This is a genomic window from Flavobacterium sp. GW821-FHT11G01, assembly GCF_058808175.1.
Map to the genome: position 1 here is coordinate 98339 of NZ_JBXARK010000012.1, position 16182 is coordinate 114520.

13 protein-coding genes are annotated in these 16182 nt (G+C 33.5%); 3 read left to right on the plus strand and 10 right to left on the minus strand.

From position 1 onward, the window contains the following. The first annotated feature begins 202 nt into the window (after positions 1-202). The 3 genes from rbfA to AC1RRN_RS19145 all read left to right on the plus strand — a co-directional run bounded on the left by rbfA (position 203) and on the right by AC1RRN_RS19145 (position 3391). Positions 203-595 carry a 30S ribosome-binding factor RbfA gene (gene rbfA / locus AC1RRN_RS19135; RefSeq protein WP_007808467.1) on the plus strand — a complete coding sequence of 131 codons (393 nt, stop codon included), beginning with the start codon at positions 203-205 and terminating at the stop codon, positions 593-595. Position 596: 1 nt separating this feature from the next. Then, positions 597-1796: an ABC transporter permease gene (locus tag AC1RRN_RS19140; RefSeq protein WP_492968834.1), complete on the plus strand. Its 1200-nt coding sequence runs from the start codon at positions 597-599 to the stop codon at positions 1794-1796. A gap of 167 nt (positions 1797-1963) precedes the next feature. After that, positions 1964-3391, plus strand: coding sequence for an MATE family efflux transporter (locus tag AC1RRN_RS19145; protein WP_492968835.1), 1428 nt, complete (start codon positions 1964-1966; stop codon positions 3389-3391). A gap of 44 nt (positions 3392-3435) precedes the next feature. Here AC1RRN_RS19145 and dusB read toward each other — a convergent pair whose 3' ends face one another. The 10 genes from dusB to AC1RRN_RS19195 form a co-directional block, all read right to left on the minus strand. Continuing rightward, positions 3436-4428, minus strand: a complete 993-nt coding sequence (gene dusB / locus AC1RRN_RS19150) for a tRNA dihydrouridine synthase DusB (RefSeq protein ID WP_492968836.1) — start codon at positions 4426-4428, stop codon at positions 3436-3438. A gap of 147 nt (positions 4429-4575) precedes the next feature. Continuing rightward, positions 4576-5868 carry a flexirubin biosynthesis putative acyl-CoA ligase FlxY gene (gene flxY, locus AC1RRN_RS19155; protein ID WP_492968837.1) on the minus strand — a complete coding sequence of 431 codons (1293 nt, stop codon included), beginning with the start codon at positions 5866-5868 and terminating at the stop codon, positions 4576-4578. Beyond that, on the minus strand, positions 5865-7529 hold the full coding sequence (locus AC1RRN_RS19160; protein ID WP_492968838.1) for a C45 family autoproteolytic acyltransferase/hydrolase: 1665 nt from the start codon (positions 7527-7529) through the stop codon (positions 5865-5867). Before AC1RRN_RS19160 ends, flxY begins: the two co-directional genes overlap by 4 nt. An 11-nt stretch (positions 7530-7540) precedes the next feature. Next, entirely contained in the window at positions 7541-9058 is a 1518-nt protein-coding gene (locus AC1RRN_RS19165; RefSeq protein WP_492968839.1) for a phytoene desaturase family protein, read from the minus strand. Between the two features lies 1 nt (position 9059). Continuing rightward, positions 9060-12740, minus strand: coding sequence for a 1-acyl-sn-glycerol-3-phosphate acyltransferase (locus AC1RRN_RS19170; RefSeq protein ID WP_492968840.1), 3681 nt, complete (start codon positions 12738-12740; stop codon positions 9060-9062). 168 nt (positions 12741-12908) lie between these two features. Continuing rightward, a complete protein-coding gene (locus AC1RRN_RS19175) occupies positions 12909-14084 on the minus strand; it encodes a DUF2062 domain-containing protein (protein ID WP_492968841.1) in 1176 nt (391 codons plus the stop codon). A gap of 19 nt (positions 14085-14103) precedes the next feature. Then, on the minus strand, positions 14104-14589 hold the full coding sequence (locus tag AC1RRN_RS19180; RefSeq protein ID WP_492968842.1) for a hypothetical protein: 486 nt from the start codon (positions 14587-14589) through the stop codon (positions 14104-14106). Next, complete coding sequence (locus tag AC1RRN_RS19185) at positions 14586-14963, minus strand: ApeI family dehydratase (RefSeq protein ID WP_492968843.1); 378 nt, start codon at positions 14961-14963, stop codon at positions 14586-14588. The genes AC1RRN_RS19180 and AC1RRN_RS19185 overlap by 4 nt, the downstream gene beginning before the upstream one ends. A gap of 4 nt (positions 14964-14967) precedes the next feature. Next, positions 14968-15579: an outer membrane beta-barrel protein gene (locus tag AC1RRN_RS19190; RefSeq protein WP_492968844.1), complete on the minus strand. Its 612-nt coding sequence runs from the start codon at positions 15577-15579 to the stop codon at positions 14968-14970. 4 nt (positions 15580-15583) lie between these two features. Beyond that, positions 15584-16177, minus strand: coding sequence for a porin family protein (locus tag AC1RRN_RS19195; RefSeq protein WP_492968845.1), 594 nt, complete (start codon positions 16175-16177; stop codon positions 15584-15586). Between the last annotated feature and the right edge of the window lie 5 nt (positions 16178-16182).

Consider the following 16182-nt stretch of genomic DNA (forward strand, 5'->3'; position numbering starts at 1 on the left):
GGTTCTGTCAAATATGTAAAATAATTCTGATGTAAAATATGACTTTTATCAACATTGAGATTTGAAAAGAATAATCTCATTTATTGGCTTTTCATCAAAAAAAGGAACAAAACCGCATTAAAAAGAGGTAAGAATGTAAAAATCATTCTATTGTTCAATCGAAATTGTATCGGGTGAAATTTAAAAATAGTATTTTTGCACTATGGAAACAAATAGACAGAAAAAAATAGGCGGTGTCATCCAAAAAGATTTGGTTGATATTTTGCAAGGTGAAGTGCGAAAAAACGGAATTAATAATTTGGTAATTTCCGTATCCAAAGTTAGCGTTACATCAGACTTATCTGTGGCAACAGTATATTTAAGCATTTTTCCACAAGAAAAAGCAAAAGAGACTTTAGAAGGTATAAAATCGAATACTACCTTAATTAAACACGATTTGTCACAACGTGTTCGTTTGCAATTGCGTCGCGTACCAAACCTGGTATTTTTTATCGATGACTCATTAGATTATATCGAAAAAATTGACAACGCTTTATCAAACAGAGAAAACCCAATTGAAAACCGTGATCTTTTAGAAAAAAGAAGAAAATCATAAATTGAATTTCCCCCTTTACATAGCCAAACGTTACATTTTTAGCAGAAGTAAAAACAATGCTATCAATATCATTAATCGCATTGCCAGCATGGGAATTATTGTTGGCACAATGGCTTTGTTTGTGGTTTTATCTGTTTTTAGCGGACTAAAAGTATTCAGTCTTTCTTTTACTAATGAAATTGACCCCGATTTAAAAATTACAAGTACGTTAGGAAAATCGTTTTTAATTACACCGGATCAGGAGAGTAAAATTAAAAAAATAGAAGGCGTTGCTTCGTATACCAAAATTATCGAAGAACGTGTTTTATTTTTATTTAAAGACAAACAACAAGTTACTTATTTAAAAGGAGTTGATAGTCTTTATCCAGTTGTAAACGATATCAGGAAAAAGTTTTTTAATGGTCAATGGATTAAACCGGATACGTATCAGGTTGTGGTTGGTTACGGAATCGCCAGAGATTTTTCGATGGGCGTTTTAGATTTTGAAAATCCATTGCAGATATTTGCACCAAAACCCGGAAAAGGAGCTTTTGAAAATCCTGAAGAAGCGTTTAATAAAACCGACGTTTTGCCTGTCGGAATTTATTCTATTAGTGAGGATTTAGATTCAAAATACGTGTTTGCTGATTTAAGTTTGGCGCAGGAATTATTGATGTACAAACCGAATCAGATTTCGGGTGTAGAATTCAAACTAAAAGAAAATGTCAATGAAGATGCGATAAGATCTCAATTGGAAAGTATTTTCAAAAATAAAATCACGATCAAAAACAGAGCACAACTTAATGAGTCTCTATACAAAATGCTCAACACCGAAAATATTGCGGTTTATTTGATTTTTACATTGGTAATTATCGTAGCACTTTTTAATTTGGTTGGGGCTTTAATCATGATGATTTTAGATAAAAAAGGAAATCTGAAAACACTTTTTAATCTCGGAACAGAAATCAAAAGTCTTCGAAAAATATTCATGCTTCAGGGAACTTTATTAAGTGTTTTTGGAGGAATTATAGGTCTTGCCCTTGGAATCATTATGGTTGTTTTGCAACAAAAATATAACCTGATTATGCTAACACCAACTTTAGCATATCCTGTCGTTTTTACTTTAGAAAACGTACTTATTGTGATGGCAACAATTGTTTCACTTGGTTTTGTGGCATCTTTAATTGCCAGTAGCAGAGTGAGTAAAAAGCTGTTAGATTAATATTTCTTCTTAAAAAATATTACCTATATTTATCGTCTTAAAAAGCTACAGCATATGATTGTTTCTGCCTAATCCTATTTTATTTTTTAATAATTAGGATACTTACGTTTTTTCTAGTGTTCAAGATAATTTATCTGGACCAATTTTATCATTTATCCTAATATATCATGACAGAAACAACAATACAAAAAAGTTTATTTTCTAAAATTTTTACCACTTTAAAACAAGCCATTAAAGGCGACGAATCTTTTGATTACACAGCCGGAAGTATTAAAAAAGCCGTTATTTTATTAGCCATTCCGATGGTTTTAGAAATGATGATGGAATCCGTTTTTGCTTTGGTCGATTTATATTTCGTTGGCCATTTAGAGCACAGTAGTTTCGCTATTCAAACCGTTGGTTTAACCGAATCGGTACTGACGATTATATATTCTTTAGCAATCGGTATGAGTATGGCGGCAACAGCTGTTGTGGCGCGACGCATTGGAGAAAAAGATCCAATCGCTGCTGCGAAGGCCGGAATGCAGGCCATTATTATTGCGTTTGCAGTAAACAGTATAATGAGCATTCTGGGCGTTATTTATGCGAAAGATATACTGATTTTGATGGGAGCATCCGTTGAAGCTGCCGAATACGGTTTCAGGTTTACACAAATTATGATTGGAAGCAGTTTATGCATTATGCTTTTATTCTTAATTAACGGAATATTTCGAGGTGCCGGAAATGCAGCAATTGCAATGAAAAGTTTGTGGCTGGCGAACATCTGCAATATTATTTTATGTCCAATTTTGATTAACGGGTTAGGTCCCATTCCAGCTTTTGGATTAGTAGGTGCTGCTTTGGCAACAACTTTAGGAAGAAGCATCGGAGTATTATACCAAGTGTATCATTTGTTTTTTGGTAATGGTGTTTTGAGAATTTATGTCTCTTACTTTATTCCTGATTTTAAACAGATAAAAGCTTTAGTAAAGATAGCAGCTCCGGGAATTTTACAATTTGTTATTGCTTCTTGTAGCTGGATTTTTCTGGCTCAGTTAGTTGCTACAACAGGAGGTGATCATGGCTCTGCAGGTTATCAGACAGCACTTAGAATCATGATGTTTTTTATACTTCCGGCTTGGGGATTAAGTAATGCAGCCGCAACTTTAGTCGGTCAGAATTTAGGTGCAAAACAAATTGAACGCGCCGAAAAGTCAGTATATACAACAGCAAGATACAATGTCATTTTTATGGCGACAATTATGGTTATTACATTGGTTTTTGGCAAATACATTATTTCGTTTTTTACCAATGATGAAATGGTAAGAGTAGTGGCCGTTGAAGCATTACAGATCATGAGTGTTGGATTTGTTTTTTACGGAATAGGAATGGTTTTGATCAATACGTTCAACGGAGCAGGAGATACCTGGACACCAACGGGAATCAATTTCTTTGGATTTTGGTTGTTCCAAATTCCACTAGCTTATCTATTAGCAAAACATTTTAATATGGGCCCAACAGGCGTTTTTATTGCAATTCCGGTTGCAGAAACGGCTATAACTTTAGCAGGTATTGTCCTTTATAAAAGAGGAAAATGGAAACGCATTCAAGTATAATTAAAATAAAAAGACCTTCAATTGAAGGTCTTTTTTTATGTTTTTTAAGCAAATTCATATCCTGCATAAACCTGTTCGATTTCTTTCATGATGGCGAACAAATCTTCAGGTGCATCAGTTGTAACCAGCTTTTGTTTAAATTCTTTAAAAGAATGAATTCCTTTAAAATAGTTCGTATAATGACGACGCATTTCAACAATTCCTAAACGTTCGCCTTTCCAATCCATCGACCATTGCAAATGATTTCTGGCAGCTTCAACACGATCGATAACGGTTGGAGCAGGTAAGTGTTCACCGGTTTTAAAATAATGTTTGATTTCGTTAAAAATCCACGGATAACCAATCGCAGCACGACCAATCATGATACCATCGATTCCGTATTCATTTTTATATTTTAATGCTTTTTCAGGACTGTCGATATCGCCATTTCCAAAAATTGGCATTGTAATTCTAGGATTGTTTTTTACACGGGCAATATGCGACCAGTCGGCGTGGCCTTTATACATTTGAGCACGGGTTCTGGCATGAATGGTCAAAGCCTGAACACCAATATCCTGAAGTCTTTCAGCAACTTCATCAATATTGATCGAGCTTTCGTCCCAGCCTAAACGTGTTTTTACGGTAACAGGCAAATCAGTACTTCTAATAACGGCTTTCGTTAAACGCACCATCAAATCTACATCTTTCAAAACGCCTGCTCCGGCACCTTTACAAACTACTTTTTTTACCGGACATCCAAAATTGATATCCACTAAATCTGGTTTTACGGTAGAAACAATTTTAGACGAAAGCGCCATTGCTTCTTCATCTCCACCAAAAATCTGAATTCCAACCGGACGTTCGTAATCAAAAATATCCAACTTCATTCTACTTTTGATAGCATCACGAATTAATCCTTCTGACGAAATAAATTCAGAATACATCATGTCAGCGCCGTGCGTTTTGCATAATCTGCGAAACGGCGGATCGCTCACGTCTTCCATCGGTGCTAATAATAAAGGAAATTCGGGTAATTCTATGTTGCCAATCTTGACCATCTTCAATATTTTGTGCAAAATTACAACATTTAGTTTAATTTGTACCAAATTGAGGTTCAAAGGTTCAGAGTTACAAAGGTTCAAAGGCTTTTTATCAGACAATTAGATAAACCTTTGTCCCTTTGAACCTTTGTAACTTTGAACCTTTTATAAAGTTCTATAATCAAAAAACCGAATTGGTTTTCGGCTCATCGGATTAAAAACTAACGGATTTAAAGTTTCTTTTGAAGCGAATTCAATCTTTGGAGTTACTCTTAATTTGGCTCTGAAATGATCTTTGATTTCCTGAAGAAATTCTGGTGTTTGATTTTTTACCGCAATTTTTATCAGGATTTCATCCGTGCCTAAATCATTGGTAGAAATCTCTATAATATGATTTTCGATATTATCAAAACCACTTAAAACATCATTCATTGCTGGCGGATAAAGTGTTGTTCCTTTGTATTTTATCATTTGTTTTTTACGGCCAATAACCGGACCAACGCGCAAAGTATTTCTCCCGCAAGCACAAGGTTCATTGTGAAGTTGCACAATGTCGCCAGTTTTAAAACGTAATAACGGCATGGCTTCAATACCTAAAGTTGTAAAAGTTAATTCGCCAACTTCGCCATTTTTTACAGGCATATTATTTTCGTCCAAAACTTCAACAATAATCAATTCAGGATGATGATGACCTCCAATTCCGTGTTCACATTCTGTAAAAGCGGTACTCATTTCAGTAGAAGCATAAGTAGAAAACAACTTAATATTCCATTTATCGATGATTTTTTGGGATAAAGTGTTCATTGAAAAATCTTCATTTCGCAAAGATTCTCCAATGCAAATCGCACCTTTTATGCTTGAATTATTATAATCAATTCCATGAATTTCGGCATATTCTATCAATTTCAAAAGAAAAGAAGGAACCGTAATTAAATAAGAAGGTTTGTATTTTAGAATCGAATCCCATTGCAATTCCGGAATTCCGGCACCAACTCTGATAACACCAACTTTTAATTTTCGAAGACCAAGAAAATAAGCCAGTCCGGCCATAAATTTTCTGTCAATTGTCGTCATTAATTGCACAACATCGCCTTCTGCAATTCCGGCGCAGGCAAACGAAATCGCTTCATTATAAGCCAATCGATCCAAATCTGAATCGGTTAAACCAAAAGTTACCGGATCGCCTAAAGTTCCGGAAGTCGAGGCATAATCAATGATTTTATGTTGCGGAACGCATAAAAAATCATCATTGTATTGTTGTAAATCTTCTTTTGTGGTAACGGGTAAATATTGTAAATCTTCGAGTGTTTTTACAGTCGAAAGATCAATATTTCTTCCGGCAAAGAGACGTTTATAAAAAGGAGAATTCTCGCTTATATATTTTAAGAGTTCGGCTAATTTTTGTTCCTGAAAAATTTTAATGTCTTCTAAAGAATCTTTTTCTATTGCTGGAATCATTGTAATCTTCTTTTGAGTTTTTTTAAATATTTTTCAATTTTTGCTTTTTCAGGTGCCGTCGTAATTTCTTTGGTCAAAGCTTTTTCAAAATTTGCCTGAGCAGCTTGGAATTCTTTTTTTTGATAAAAGTACAACCCTGCTTTGTAATATACAACCCAATAATCAGGGTTTAAAGATTGATAATGCTGAATAAAGTCAGAAGAAACCGTTTTCTTGTTTTTCAGATACAAATCGAATTGGTGATTTTCAACTTTAAATTTTTTATAGTTTTGAAAAGCTTCAGTTCTAATAAATGGATCTTCGGCAATATTTAAATTTTCTTCTTCGAATGAAATAGCCAAATTTGATTTTTTGTTAAAAATGGAATCCAGATTATAACAGACAAATTCGCCCAGTTGAAAAGGATTTGCCGAAACCCAAACCAATTTTTCTTTTGGTTTAAAGATAATTCCGTGATGTGCGAGCAATTGATTTAAAGCTTTTTCATTTCCAAAACCCAATGATATATCTTTTAAGCCTTCTTTATTTCGCAGAATTTCAGAAGCAATTTTTGGGTTCATTTTTGGATTTTCGACCAAAAGTTCCTGCATTCTGTCAAAGCGATATTTTGAATGACTGTCTTTAATTTGTATCTGATTTCGTTCATCATTTTTGAAAGCTTCACTTTGAAAATGGTTCGAACAAACTAATTGATTACTGTTTGCAACATCATAAACATCCATCTTTTTTGGAGAAACTTCAATTAAAACAGCTTTATTATCCTGGGCACTTCCAACCATAATAGATTCGGATACAAAGACTTTTCTTTTTTTGGCAATCGCAATTGCTTCTTCAATATTTTGAGCGTGCTGTAAAATTTCACGGGTCAAAATCGAAATAGGCGTTTTGGCACTCAGCGGAATTTCTGATTTTCCTGCATTAATCGTAACCGTTAAACCTTGCTGATTCATTCCGGACACTGCTCCAATCATGCCGGGCCAGGAGACCATCATAAAATTATAACCTTGTGTGGGTTTTATAAAGGCGATAATTTTATTTTCCGCGAAAGCGTCATTTACATAAAAATCAAAATTGCGCCCAAGAATTAAATTCCCATCTTCAGATTTTTCGCCCCAGGCGGCAAAAGATGAACAGCCAACCAAAGCCAAATCTTGTAAGGCGTGGCCAATGTCATGTGCGGCATGCAAATACAAATTGCGTTGGTATTGCGGTGCGATATTATCAAAGTTATTTGAAGTGTATTGCGAAACACCATAAATTTCAGTTTGATATTCTTCAGGAACGTTGGTATATAATTTCCGATTGTACCATTTTAGAAATTGGCGAAGCAATTTCTGTTGAAATTTTGACGGAACGATATCTTCTATTTTTGAGAAAAAGATATTCTCCTGATTTTTTAAAAGAGAATCAGATAAAGCGCCGGTTGTAACGCCAATTTCTAAAGGATTACCTTCGACATACAATTCCCAAAGACCTTGTTTGTTTTTTAAAAGTGAATTTTTTCCTGATACAAAAACAGTAGGAGATTGTTTTGTTACAACAGGTTTTGCAGCATTATAGTTTGAAATATCAGGCTCATGATGCATAGATTTTGATGTTCCGCAAGATGCGAACATCAATAAAAAACTAACGAATAAAAATAAATTAATTCGGCTTTTCATATACACATTTTTTATTCAGATGCCTGATTGATTTTGGTTACTAAATATTCTTTTCCAAGAATTTCAGAACAGGTTACGACAGCTCCAATAGTTACTCCCAAAACACCATGCATGTTGATGCTTTGTCCGGTAAGATAAAGATTGTCCAATTTAGTTTTTGAAGGAATCAGGGTTTTCATCGGATTGCTGGAATCTTTCACATAACCATACATATTGCCATTGTGTCCGCCAATGTAATCCCGATAGGAAAGCGGTGTCGAAGTATGAATGGACTGAATACAATCTTTTATTCCTGGAAATTTCAGTTCAATTTCATCAAGAAACCTAGATGTTTTTCTGGTTTTAAATTCCTCATAACTTTCGCCACGATCATTTTCTTCTACAGTTGTATTAAAAGTATTCATCCACGGAGCCACATCATCATATTTCATATAAGTGATGAAAGTCATGCCTTCTGCCCATTCTTCTTGTTTTTTTGAAGCGTTCATGGAAGCCATAAAAGCTTTTGGCCATGAATTTTCATCATAATCGTGAGCATTCCAGACTTCACTGCTTTTCTTAAAATGATAATGATTATGATTGATGTATTTGAAAGTTTCCGGCTTAAAAACAAGATATAAACTAAAAGCTGAAATAACACCTTCAAGACTCTGAATTCTGCTAAAAAATGCTTTTCTGAAATGTTCTTCGCCAACAAGTTTTAGTGTAATTTTAGGATCTATATTAGAGATAAACTGTGTGCCGGAAACTTGCGTTCCGTCTTTCATTTCTACACCCGTTACTTTGTTGTTTTCAACATTAAAACGAGTAACTTCTTTGTATTTATAAAATTCACCTCCGTGTTTTTTGAGCTGTTTTAAGAGTTGTTTTGTAATCTGGCTTCCGCCATTAATACAACGCCATGAACTTTGTATATAGGAGTTTACCGAAAGGGCATGAACATAAAAAGGCGATTTATCCGGAATACCTGCATATAGAAAATTGCTTCCCGCCAAAACCGCTTTTAGTTTTTCATTTTGCGTACTATTGGCGATTATTTCTTTTGCGTTTAATTCTAAAATAGCATTGTCATATTTGCCTTCCCACTTTAAATTGTACAGTGGAAATGAGTCACAAATCGTTTGTAGTTTAGTGCAATATTCCTCAAGGTTTTCTCTTTCTTCAGGAAAAAAATGTTCTAATTGTTTTACAAAATTTTCATAACCTTGCGCATGTGGATATTCATTTTGATCATCTTCAAAAGAAATCATATCAAAACCATTTTCATCTAATTTTTTCAGATTTAAATGATCCATAATTCCCAAATATTTAAAATATTTATAGAGATTTTGGCCTTCACCTAAACCTCCGATATAATGAATTCCGGTATCAAAAATGGTTTTATCACGTACAAAAGTTTGTAGATTTCCACCGTATTGATTGTTTTTTTCGAGCACACAAACGCTATAGCCTTCCTTCGCCAAAATAATTGCCGAGACTAAACCGCCGAGTCCGCTGCCTACAATTACGACATCGTATTGCTCTTTCATTCTAATTTTTCTTTAATACGATTATGGAATCTTCTTCTGAAACATTTTCAAAACCAAAGTTAATCAAAGTGCTTTTTAAAGTAGAATTATCAATCAAAATAATGCAGGAAGTTACAGCAGCGATTTTTTCAATAGCAGCAGTACAATTTTCATCAGAAATCAAAATAATATCATATTGATTTTCTAAAGCTAATTCAGGATTTTCCAAATAAGTGATTTTTCTCTTTTTGAGGAAATAATTGGTTTTTGCTACTAACGATTTTTCTTCATCAGCAATGTAGGAATGTATTTTTCGCTGTGGTTCCTGCAAGGTCAATAGAACATCTAATTGCCCATAATCATTCGCTAAATGCAATATTTTGGCTTTCGCCGAAAGATGCCTGTTTAAGCGATAATAGATTTCTAAATGTGTTTTTAAATTGCTTTTAACGCTGTTGATGATTTCAATTTCTTTATAATCATAACTATGAATAAGCATTTTTTTGAAATATTCCGGACCTTCGAATTCCTGACGAATTTTAGCAAATTCGGTTTTAAAATACGAACTTAATTGTTTCGTTCTTTCTGCGTAATTTTTCCCAAAAGAAAGATTGTCTGGTGAAATTCTCTCCAAAATAGAAACGGTAAGAGAACTGTCATGAATTACAAAATCGCCTTTCGGAATGGCTTCTGAAGCACCATGAATTAAAACGGGAAGGATGTCTAAATTGAATTCTTCGGCAAGATAAAAAGCACCCTTATGAAAACGCTTGATCTGATTGCTTTCAGAACGGGTTCCTTCAGGAAAAATCATTAACGAATAGCCTTCATTTACTTTTTGACGCAAATGTTCAACGCCACCTTCAATTCCTTCTGAAACTGGATAAAAACCAGCTTTTCTAACTGTTCCTCCAAAAATAGGAGAGTTGTAAACCCAGTCGTTTACTAAAAAAATAATTTTCGGACTCAGCATTCCCATAGCCAGAATATCGATAAACGACGAATGATTGGCGATAATAATAGCTGGTTTTTCGAAATTTTCACCGAATTTATTAATGACTTTTTTACGAAGATAAGGGCTCGAATATAAAACTGATTTCATAAATTTTGAAATCACATATCGGAAGCCTTTCATTTTAGTTTTCTCCTTTATCGGAAGAATCGGCATGATAGTAATGCTGAAAAGTGACATCAAAATACCGCCAAGTCCGTAATAAGTAAATGAAATAATACCGTGAATAAAGGTGCGTAATACAAAAGGTGGATTTCCTTTTTTCGAGCGATTTGATATAAATAATTTAAAAAGAATCGGGTAGAAGATAAACGTGATAATTAAGGCAGCAAAAACTCCGATTAATGAAACGGACGAAATAGATCTCAATGCAGGATGTTGTGCAAAAATCATGGCGCCAATTCCTAAAATTGTTGTGATAACGGCGAGAATAATCGAAGTTCTGTAAATGGCAATTTCGTTTTTACCAGTTGTGTATTCTTTTTGAAGCGCACTCGTCATGAAAATACTAAAATCGACACCGTGTCCAAAAATCAATGTACAGACAATCATGCTGAAAATATTCATCTGAATACCAAAAATGCCCATAATTCCTGCCGTTACAATTCCGGTTAAAGCAATCGGAATACAACTTACAATGACCAATTCGATTCTTCTGAAAAAGAAAAACAAAATCAGAATTACAGCAACAAACGAATAATTAACAAGCGAATTAAAATCGGTTTTTAAAGTGCTGAAAAATGTTTCGTTCATTTGCTGGCGGTCAATCGCAATCAGATTATTTTTGGCTGAAGCCGATTTTACAAAAGCATCCCGCTGTTTTGGCGTGACTTTTACTAAAGTCGAAATCGTATAAAAACCATTTTTTTCGGTTACAAATTCTTTTAATTGTAAAGCCTGAATTTTTAAATATTCCTGAGCAGAAATCGGTTTAAAATTAAAATCTAAATGATCGTAAAAGTTAGAATAAGTGGTTGGCTTAAAGCCGAGTTTTGAACCCTCGGCAATTAATTCTGATTTTAAAAGCTGTTTTTTATTGGCATCCCAAAACGAATTCCATTGGTCAATTTTCTGCTGCTGTTCCTTCTGCGAAAACATAATTCCGCCAACAGAACTAAAATTTAATATTTTATTTTGTTCTTTTTCTTTAGATAAATCGGAGAAAAGCTGACTGTTGTTTTGCAAAACTTCTTCCATACTTTTTCCGTACGAAGCAACATAAATTGTTTTTGAAGTTAAGCTCGTGCTTTCTTCCAGTTCTTTTTCGGCTACTTTAATTTCCTTCGGAACAAAATTCAATTGTGATAAATCGTTATTGAAACCAACATTGTTATAAGTGAAGAAGCAGACAATTGTAATTAAAACACAAAAACCTATTAAGATTTTATTGTTATGAAAAGAAAAATGGGCCAATTTATCAATCACATTTTTCTTGTGTTCAAAATTGTTTTCTTTCGGTTTGTATAAATGCGGTACAATCAAAAGTGAAAAAAATGCCGAAGCCATAACAATAACGGCGGCGAAAATTCCCAAGTCGTTCAAAGCATCCGATTTTACAAAAAGCAGACATAAAAAGGCAACAGCGGTAGTAGAGCTGCTCATAATTACAGGCATTGTAATGTCTTTATACAAAGTTTTTACGTCGCTGTTGTGTTTGTAATGCGTGAGAATATGTATGGAATAATCGATTGTGATTCCTAATAAAATAGAACCAATTCCGAGTGAAATGGCTGAGATTTGTTCTTTTACAAAATATAAAAACGCGACGGCAAACAAAGCGCCAAAAACCGTTGGAAGAAAAATGATTAACGGAATTAATATTTTTCTATAGAATAAAATCAAAATCAGCATCAGCGTAATCATGGCGATTGTTGTTGTTAAAACAATATCACTCTTAATTTGATTGGCATTTGCAACCGCAATCAAAGCCGAACCAAAATAACGGATCGAGGTTTTGCCTTGAAATTTCTGATTTAAATTTTCCTGAATCGATTTTAATTTAGCCGCAAAAATGGTGTTTTTCTCCGTTTCGCTCGACGGAAGATTTGAAGTTATAAAAAGCAATAATTTCTTTTTGTCTTTCGTCATGACGAAACCATTGTCAAGCGTAAAATCGTCACCAATATTTAATTGCTGCAATTTTTTTAAGGCGATAAACGAAATTCCTAACGGATCTTGCAGAATAAAATCTTTGGTAATAAATCCGGATGGCGAAATAATCGATTTGTAGTTTCCCTGAACAGTTGCCGCAATACTGTCTTTTTGTAGTTTATTCTGAATCGATTTGTAATCTTTATTTTCCAGAAAAAGAGGCAAATTTCCGTAAACAAAATCAATAGTTTCCTGAATATTTTCTTCGTCAATTTTTCCCTGAATTCCCGTAATGTAAGGTTTGCAGGAAATAGAAACGCTGTCTGAAAAAGCGGTTGCCATTTCTTTCAAATCTTCATCAGAACCATTTTTTTCGAGTTTGAAAATAACGGTTATTTTGTCAGCAAAATTTAATTGTTTTAGGACTTTAGCCGTAACATCGGCCTTATCATTTGTCGGAATCAATTTGGTAATATCTTCTTCAAATTTAATTTTAGAAGCAAAAAATCCAAATATAAAAAGCATCAAAACAGCCAATACAACCGACAAAGATTTTCTTCGGTTGACAAATAAATGAATGGCGTAAAAGTATTGATGCATGAATATTATTTATTGTTATTATTTATTGACACAGATTAAAGGATTAAATCGATTTAAAACTGTGTCAGTTCGCCACGAATTCACAAATTAGCTTGTAATAATTCGTGAATTCGTGGCGAAAAAAAATCATTGTAATCTTTTAATCTGTGGCAAAACTACAAAGATTTTTCAGAATGTTTTTTTAGTAAAAGCCGTTAAAAGCAAATAACTCAACAGACCAAAAAACAGCGCCGAAACGGATGCTAAAATAAGACTTCCGACGATATATTGTGTAGCATTTTTTTGAATATCATCAAGTGTAACCGAACTATCTAAAATTAATGGGGTATCACTCGACACAAATATACTTCCAACCTGAAGTGACGCATAGATAATAAACGGAATAAAGGGCGGAAAACTCACATTTGAAGTCAAATACGCAATCACTTTGTTAAGCCTGAATACGGCAGCAAAAGTAAAAAGCAAAATAGTCTGAAAACCCCAAAACGGAGAAAGTCCAATAAAAATGCCCAAAGCAATGGCTGCGGATTTTTTAAAATTAGAATCTTTGCTTTCTAAAATATCTTCAAGAAAGAATTTTTTAAAACCTTTTTTTTTTGCTCTTCGAAAAAAATCCCTGGGCTTAATATATAAAAGGGCATTGGTTACCAAAACCGTATTTAAAATACTGATTCGGGTAAAATCCCGGAAAGGACGAAAATGCGAAACACGTTCTGCCGGATCATATAAAACCTGAATCGGAATGTTTTTTACCGTAATTCCTTTCCATGCGGAACGTACAATTACTTCTATTTCAAACTCAAATTTATTGGTATAAAATTTCTTCGGAATTAAATTCAAAGGATACAATCGAAAACCAGATTGAGTGTCTTCCAATTTTATTCCGGTTTCAAATTTGAACCAAAAGTTCGAAAATTTATTTCCAAAACTGCTTTTCTTCGGCACATTTTCCTGTGTCATATTACGGCTTCCAATCAATAAAGAATTCGGCTCGTTTTGAATTTCGGCAATAAAACCTGGAATGTCAGATGCAAAATGCTGTCCATCAGAATCGATGGTAATTGCATATTCAAACTTCATTTCGATTGCTTTGCGAAAACCATTTCTAAGCGCACGTCCTTTTCCTAAATTTTTAGGATGATGAATTTGTGTAAGTTGTGAATATTGCTGTAAAATTTCGAAAGTTTCATCTGTCGATCCGTCGTTAACGATAATGACATTTGAAGTGAAATCTAAAACAGAATCCAATACTTTTCGTAGCGTTTTATGATTATTGTATGTTGGAACAATAACACAAAAGGAAGTGGAATTTATAAGATCTTGCTGTGACAAAGTAGGTTTCATTTTGGAGTTTTGCTTTCGCTTACTTCACGAATTGTTTTTCTTTTTCAGAGAAACTTTTCGATTGTAAAATAAAGTCTTTTAAGTAATCTTTCAAAGCGCCGTTTTGCTCAGCATAATGATCAGTAAGATATTTTTTGTCTTCTTTAATATTCTTTTTGTAGCCCGTAATTCCAGGAACATTTTCCTGAATGCTTAATCGGATCAATCTGATTTCAATATTATTAGGCTCGCTTTTTATAGTAGATTCAAGTAATTTTGCACCTTCTTTGAAACGATCAATTTTTTGCTGTAATTTTTTCTGAAACTTTGAATCTAATAAAATTGAAGCCGCTTTGTAAGCCACTAAAGTTTTATCATCACTGTTAGAAACTTCAGCCAGTTTTTCTGAAAATTCTTTAGCGTTGCTTTCTGATTTTGTAACGCCAGTATACATTTTTCTGATAGCAGCCAAGTCTGGCGTACCAGCAAAATTAACCCATAAAAGTAATGTTAATAGCAGTTTCATATCTCTAGTTTTTTATAGACATTACTCAGTTTCAAAGCAACAGTCTCATTAAAATAAGTGGTGTTTTTTACTTTCACCAAATTATCATCCGTCATTGTAATGTCAAGTTCTAAACGCAATTCAGGATTATTTTCCGGATTAATAAGCGCCATGAATTTTACGTTTGCCAACGTCTGAATCATTAAAGTCTGCTTCGTAATTTTCTCTGTAAGTTCCTTAATAATCTGAATCATGCAAACTCCCGGCATAATCGGGTTTCCCGGAAAATGGCCTTTGAAAACTTCGTGTTTTTCATTAACCAAAATCGTAATACTATATTTAGAATCGGTTGTTTTTTCTTCCGAAAGAACTTTGTAAAAATCTTTTAAAACCATTTTTTTATTTTTTTCCTTCAAAGGCGTAAGAAAGTCCTAATTGAAAATTGACATTCGTATTATAACTTCCAAATAAATAATAATCATTTCTATCATTATAATAAGAACTGTCAAATACATCCAGTATGCCTTTTTTTAGTCTGGCTTCAAAAGTAAGACCTGAAGGCAAACGATAGGCAATACCACTAATAAGTGCTAAATCATTATACGTTTCTATTTTGTCTAAATTATCATTTACAAGAACATCTACTGCGGGGCCAAATTGTATTTGAATTCCAGGCCCAAATGTAAATTTATTTAGAAGCGTAAAGGATAAATAACCCAATTGCAAATCACGAAATTTTACATTTTTTGGCTCAGCATTGTCAAAATAATATCCAACATTGTCTGATCCCTGTCTGCTATATGTTATTTCAGGTTGAAGCGCATATTTTTTTGTAATATTTATTTCTCCAAAAGCACCAATATAAAAATCAGTTTTATAGCTGGATTTTGTTTCTGAAATAGTCGAAAATGCAAAACCTCCTCTTAAACCTGGTTTAAAAGAAGTTTGTGACCAAGCTTGTTGAAATCCCAAAAAAGTTATTACAACAATTAATAAAGTGCTATACTTCAAAATATTATTTTACTTTAAAAGTATAGCTGATTCCAATTTGGAATACCTGATTTAAAATAACCTGATCATAATAATAGTCATCATAATCAATTCCATTATAACCATAAATATCAATTAATCCTTGTTTAATTCGAGCTTCAAAAGTTAAACCATTTGGCAAAGTATAACCAACACCTCCAACAAATGAAAGATCAAAATCTTCAGGGTTTGTATTTATATAATTATCACTAACTTTTAAATCTAAAGAAGGGCCTGCCAATAGATGAAAACCTCCACCTCCAAAGTTAAATTTTGCAACTGCCCCCAGTGTTACATAATTCAATTCGTATTTTTCAGAATAATAACGGCCATCTTCAAAATATCTTCCTTCATCACCTTGTCTTGAATAATTTATCTCTGGTTGAACCGAGAAAAATTTATTGAATTTAATATTTACCAATCCACCAATGTAGAAATCAGTTTTAGAACTATTATCATCAATATTGGTTAATGTTGATATATTCAAACCGCCTCTAAGTCCTGGGCTAACTCTAACTTGTGCTTGTGAAGTTGCAAGGCCGATAAATAAAACGAATGTAATTAAGGTTATTTTTTTCATTTGGT